Below are 6,185 nucleotides of genomic sequence, written 5' to 3'. Positions count from 1 at the left end.
GGTGGCACATTCCATCTGGATCAAGCCGTCTTTTACGGTCGTCGTTTGCCCGCATCCGGCGCGGTTAGCCAGAAGTAACGTGCCGCGAGTTCTCGGCGTATGGAATTGAATTAGGTACGCCGGAACAACGATTGGCAACTTTTGCCGTAGTGGACGAGGCTACGAGGTCCTTTGGATCAGATGAAGGCGATGGGACTCGTTGCCTCGTCCACTACAATCTCTCTTGGAACCATGGCTGCGGTGACCGACATTCCACCGAACTCGATCGACAATCACGACGCGGGTCTGCGTTCGGTTCATACCTCGAATTTCCCTGACTTGTTGGACCAGTTGGGCATCACGCTGCTTGTGACCACTTACCAGGCGGGAAAGTTGGTGATGCTGCGTAGCGATCAGGGTGTACTGAATACGCACTTTCGGATGTTTGATAAGCCGATGGGGTTGGCTGCCGATGCGAATCGGATTGCGATTGGAACCGCGATGCAGGTTCACGAATTTCACAATATCCCTGCAGCGTGCAACCGTTTGCAATCATCGCGTCCCCACGATGCCTGCTTCCTGCCCCGCGTGACACACCATACCGGTGACATCGATGTTCACGAGATGGCTTGGGTTCAGGACGAGTTGGTCTTTGTAAACACGCGGTTTTCTTGTTTGGCGAAACGCAGTGGAACGTACAACTTTGTTCCCGTTTGGCGACCCTCGTTCATCACCCAAAATGTGCCCGATGATTGCTGTCACTTAAGCGGTATGGCGGTGCGTGAGGGGGATGTCCGCTACGTGACGGCACTGGGGGATTCGAACGAGCCGAGCGGTTGGCGAGCGAACAAGAAAGATGGCGGCGTGTTGATTGACGTGCAATCCAACGAGATTGCCGCTCGCGGGCTTTCGATGCCCCATTCACCGCGTTGGCATGACGGCAAGTTGTGGCTGTTGAATTCGGGCAGCGGATCGTTTGGCGCGATCGATTTGGCGTCGGGGCAGTATGAACCGATGCTGACGCTGCCCGGTTTCACACGAGGCCTTTCGTTTTACGGACCGCTGGCCTTCATCGGGCTGTCGCAGGTTCGCGAGACCGCCGTGTTTGCAGGAATCCCGATCGCCGAACTGCCAATGGAACAACGCTGCTGTGGCGTGTGGGTCGTCAATCTGCAAACCGCAAATGTGATTGCGTTTGTGAAATTCGAAGACACCGTGCAAGAGATCTTTGCAGTCGAAGTTCTGCCAGGTTCGCGTTATCCGGAACTGGTCAACGATGACCGCGAGTTGATCGCCAGCACGTATGAATTGCCCGATACGACGTTGTCTTGCAATTCTTGATTTCGCTGCCAATGATCGATTGGTGATGTTTCTCGATGATCGATGGGAAGTTTTAGCGTGGTTTAGAGTGAGTGATTTTGCGGATCGCGGTAATGGTTTCTTCGATCTGTTCGGCTCGAACATCCGCTGCGACGTCACTGTAATAATCCGTCCGGATACCGAGTGAATCTTTCATCGCGGCGGCCAGTGGCGGATCGAGATCCAGAAAATCGTCAGCCATCTCGAAATCACGATCAAATAATATCTGATCCGCAAGGCTTTCGATCACCTCGCGCCACTGGTCCATGTCCTGGCTATAAGCGGTTAGTTTTTCGGAACCTGCAAAACCCAAATCGACGTCGTCGAGATCCTCTTCGCCAAAACCATCCACTTCATCGAAGCCGTCTTCGTCACAGAAGCCATCTTCATCACAGAAGTCTTCGTCGCTGAAACATTCGTGATAAGCCCTGAGGGTCATCATACGCAAACTCGGGGCACGGTCATCGAACCCGTCGTCTCGATCCCAATCATTCTCGTTCAAGTCAAGTCGCTGTTGATCGATCTCTTCCTCGATGAACTGGCGAACCGTTTGAAAGATCGCGTAGACCCCGGCTTCAATGACCGCCGATGGGGCAAGCGTTTCAGCCGTGGGAGTGAATAGGTGTTCGGTAATTTGACGCAGCACGGCAAGCTGTTCGCTCGTCGTCAATTGATCAAACAGCGGGACGTCGAAATCCCAACGCCAATCGCCTTCCAAATTCTTGGGATCTAAAACTCGGCTTTGCAGCCGATCGATCATGCAACCCAGCGATGTGCGAACGAGTTCGGCCTCGGCGCCGTCGAGAACCCGATCCCCTTCGGATGTTTGCCATGTCATCTCGATACTCCCTTGTGTGTCATCCCGTTATCGTAGCGGAGAGAGCACGGATGCGGAAACCATAGATCCGGCGATTGAAGCCGGGATCGTCGCAATCGGCTGCGATCGGCACAGTTTGCGATCGGTCCAGTTTGTGATCGGCACAGTTTGCAGTGGTCCAAATCAGCGGGGTGGCCCAAATCAGCGTAGTGCCCCGAAAGAACGCGGTGGCCCGAATAGCGGGGGGTGACATTGGGACCATGCACGGCGGGCGGATGATGCTAAGATAGCCCGCATCAACAAAAACAGTGAACTTCCGCGCCCTGCGAGCCCCAATTTGGTGCCAATGGGGGCGAGAGTGATAATTCAACGTGATTACGCAAGCGTGGGAGAAGGATAATGGCAAACGACGCAATCAGCGGTGACGAAAAGCGAGACACATTGGCAGGCACGGGAGGATCGGTGTCCGAGAACGTAAAGAAACAGAGCAAGTCCAACTCGATTTTGTTGGTCCCCTATCCCAAATTCATCTTCATGTACCCCACGCTGATTGTGGCGACGATCGCGGCAATCGTGATGTATTTTGGCGGCTACCATACCGTGGACCCCGATACCCAAAATCTGCCTGTGGTGATGACGGGGCTGTTTTTGGTTGTGATGATGGCCAATATGTTTGTGATCGTCTTCGATTTCCCGCGGGCCACCTCGCTGACGTTGGTTTTCGTCTTGGCGACGATCGCAATGGGGCTGTGGATGTTGACGCTACTAAAACCCGATCTTTTGCCCGCGATCGGGCACTTGTTCTCGGGACTGCGGCCGGCGGCCAATACGACCTTCTTCGTCTGCACGTCGCTGGCGATGATGTTGATGTACATCGCGGTCTTTGTCAGCGTGCGGTTTGATTACTGGGAACTTCGTAACAACGAACTGCTTCATCATCACGGTTTTCTGAGTGACTTGAAACGCTACCCCGCGCCGAATCTGCGAGTCGACAAAGAGATCAATGACGTCTTCGAATTCTTGTTGCTCGGTGCCGGCCGCTTGATTCTGCACCCGACGACCGAGAAACGAGCAATCGTGTTGGACAACATTTTGTTTGTGGGAAACAAAGAACGTGAATTGACTCGCGTGCTCGGTTCAATCAAAGTGCAAATTGGCAGCGATTCGTCTGGATCGAACTAGCAAACGACATCCCATTTATCTTTCAAAGCTGCGTCTTTCGAGTAGAGCGGGATCCCTCGCTGACGCTTTCGGGAGGTTGCGCCACGGACGTTTTGCCGGCGAATGACAACCCGAAGCGTCAGCGCGGGACCGACAAAATAACGAGATTCCCTCGCTTACGCTTCGGGTTGTGAGAAAATCGCAACTTCGAAACTCCCGCCCCAACATTCCCACCTGTTCCCCAACCTTCCCCCATGTTTATCAAACGCGTTTGCGCTGGTTTTTTGGCGTCCTTGATCATGCTGCCTGTCGCCTCGGCAGCCAATTGGACTGTCGTGCCAGGCCGTTGTAACGACGTTGATATCCAACAACGCGACCAAGTGATTGAGATCCAAACCACGGGGAGCGATCCGTTTCTCGTCGGTCAATTGAGTGACCTCGCTGCCGAAGACTCGGTGCTTCAGTTCGATTACTTCTGCGTCTCGGGCATTGAACAAGTCGAGCTGTTTTTGGGACGCCCCCGTTACGGAGACACCCCGCTGAGTCTGCCCGCGATTCCTGTGGCAGAAACGTGGCAAACCTATAGTGCACCTGTGCAGTTTGATCCGCTGCGACAGGGTGATCCGGCAGATAAAATTTTGCGGATCGATCTGGGCCGAAAGCCCGGCGTTCGAATCCAACTTCGCAACGTCCACATCCGAGCCAAGACACCGCAAGAGAAAGATCGCGAAGCAAAGCAGCAGCAATTGCGGCAGCAAAAGGTCGTGGCCGCCGAGCGGATTGAAAACTACCTTTCACAATCGTTCCCCGCTCGAATCGACTCGGTGGTCGTCCACCCATCGACCATCACCATTACATTCTCGGGGTTACCTCGATCGCTCTCGGAGTCAGAATTGCAGCTCATCGAGTGTCCGCCGTGGCAATCGATCGGCCAATCCGCAGATCCCCGCAAAGCTGACGTATCAATCCAACTGGAGGAAGCTCGGGGCACGGTGGTATTACCGCGGATTGAGGGTCATCGGGATCGATTGCAGAGCGGTTGGCGGCTAGCCCGGTCGGTCTCGGGTTCATTGTCTTACCTGACCGCGCGGACGTTCGCTACCGAGATCGATGTGATCGGTGAGAACCATTCGCCACATCGCCCGCTGCCTGCGAATCAGAAAGGGTTGGGCGGCATTGATCTGCATGGGCCCATCGATGAACTCCGAGAACTTGGCGTTACCGCGATTACTGTCAATATCGCGATCACGTCGTTCGTCAAGGATTCCCCCGGTCAAGGACGGATCAAAATCCCTACCTCAGGTGCCCCCGTTTATTTCGATACGCTGACGCTGAGCCACTATGACCGCGTGATGAATTGGGCTCGGGAAAACAACGTGGTCGTTTCGGCCATCATCTTGATTCCGACTCCGCGAACTGGCAACGACACATCGCCGCTCGTGCATCCTGAACATGACGGCGGCATTTACACGATGCCCGATTTGACCACGCCTCGTGGAACCGACATCTATGCGTTTGTCATAAGCGAAATGGCGCGGCGGTACAGCAATACCGACTCCGCTCCTGGCGGCATTACCAACTGGATCGCCCACAACGAAATCGATTTCCACACCGTGTGGACCAACATGGGATTGCAACCTCGAGCGATCGTGACCGAGTCTTACTATCGTTCGATGCGAATCATTCACAACGCGGCTCACCAACACAATCCGCACGCGCGTGTGTTCGCTTCCTTGACGCATCACTTTAATGTCCCTGAGGATGGCCAGTGGCGGCAATTGTCCGGCCGCGAAGTGATCGAGTCGCTGCAGCGTTATTCCGCGATGGAAGGCGACTTTGCCTGGGGTGTGGCCTATCATCCCTATCCTCAAAACTTGTTCGCAGCGGTGCCATGGAACGACACTCGCATCAGCGACGACTTTGATACGCCGCTGATTACAATCCAGAACTTGCAGGTGTTCGGTCGCTTTATGCAGCAGGAATCGATGCGTGATTCATCGGGTGCGGTACGACCGGTGTTGTTCAGCGAGCAGGGTTTTCATACCGATTCGTACGACGATGATGCTCAGGATCGTCAAGCCGCGGCGCTGCTGTATGCGATGCAAAAAGTGCGTGCGATGCCGATGGTTGAATCGTTTCACTACCACCGCTGGATCGATCATCCTCACGAAGGTGGATTGAAGGTGGGACTGCGAACGTTGCCCAGTGAGACCGAACCGTACGGTAAACGCAAACGCGCCTGGCACATGTACCAAGCGATTGGCACCGAACGAGAAGCACAAGTCAGCAATGATTTGCCGACACCATAACGACACGGTTTGTTAGTCAGTAGAAATAGTATCTCATCCGATGCGTCAGTTTTGTAGTCGCGTTTTTTCGCCGTGGAGTGGCGGCAGAATGTAGCATGGGGGCGAAAGCTGGACTGCGAAAACGCTGCTGCTGTCATCCGATATTGGGCGTGAGTTTTCATCCGGCTATCCTGCTGTAACCTCTCCACCGACGAAGTTGGTGGAGAGGCGACAATCCACACGTCACCTCGCCCGAGCGAAGCACGGCAGACGTCGGACGGGCCCCTCAAGGCCTCGTCCGGGTGAGGGCCGCGGTGGGCATCCTTGAAGCATGGTTCGATTGAGCTTGCTCGGTCGGCCCTCACCCGAGCAATCGCTAAAGGCTCTGCTCGACCTCTCCCAAACAAGTTTGGGAGAGGTGACAACCAACAAGTTACCTCGCCCGAGCGAAGCACGGCAGACGTCGGACGGGCCCCTCAAGGCCTCGTCCGGGTGAGGGCCGCGGTGGGCATCCTTGAAGCATCGTTCGATTGAGATTGCTCGGACGGCCCTCACCCGAGCATTCGCTGAAGGCTCTGCTC

At 55.0% G+C, this 6,185-nt stretch carries 4 protein-coding genes; 3 read left to right on the top strand and 1 reads right to left on the bottom strand.

Annotation, left to right across the window (positions count from 1 at the left end; all coding sequences use genetic code 11):
- Nucleotides 1–231 precede the first annotated feature (231 nt).
- A complete protein-coding gene (locus ABX962_RS27125) occupies nucleotides 232–1,320 on the top strand; it encodes a TIGR03032 family protein (RefSeq protein WP_372724093.1) in 1,089 nt (362 codons plus the stop codon).
- Nucleotides 1,321–1,372: 52 nt separating this feature from the next.
- Here the strand turns inward: ABX962_RS27125 and ABX962_RS27120 are convergent, their stop codons facing one another.
- The gene (locus ABX962_RS27120; protein WP_372724091.1) at nucleotides 1,373–2,176 is read right to left on the bottom strand and encodes a hypothetical protein; all 804 of its coding nucleotides are present in this window, start codon (nucleotides 2,174–2,176) and stop codon (nucleotides 1,373–1,375) included.
- Between the two features lie 378 nt (nucleotides 2,177–2,554).
- Here ABX962_RS27120 and ABX962_RS27115 point away from each other — a divergent pair, with 378 nt between their 5' ends.
- Both ABX962_RS27115 and ABX962_RS27110 read left to right on the top strand, forming a co-directional pair.
- The gene (locus tag ABX962_RS27115) at nucleotides 2,555–3,337 is read left to right on the top strand and encodes a hypothetical protein (RefSeq protein ID WP_372724089.1); all 783 of its coding nucleotides are present in this window, start codon (nucleotides 2,555–2,557) and stop codon (nucleotides 3,335–3,337) included.
- 233 nt (nucleotides 3,338–3,570) lie between these two features.
- Entirely contained in the window at nucleotides 3,571–5,625 is a 2,055-nt protein-coding gene (locus ABX962_RS27110) for a DUF5722 domain-containing protein (protein WP_372724087.1), read from the top strand.
- The last annotated feature ends 560 nt before the right edge of the window (nucleotides 5,626–6,185 follow it).

The sequence above is a fragment of the Novipirellula sp. genome, assembly GCF_041583735.1.
Taxonomy (GTDB): domain Bacteria; phylum Planctomycetota; class Planctomycetia; order Pirellulales; family Pirellulaceae; genus Novipirellula.
Note: the sequence above shows the minus strand (reverse complement) of the source record. Positions and strands in the feature narration are given on the sequence as shown.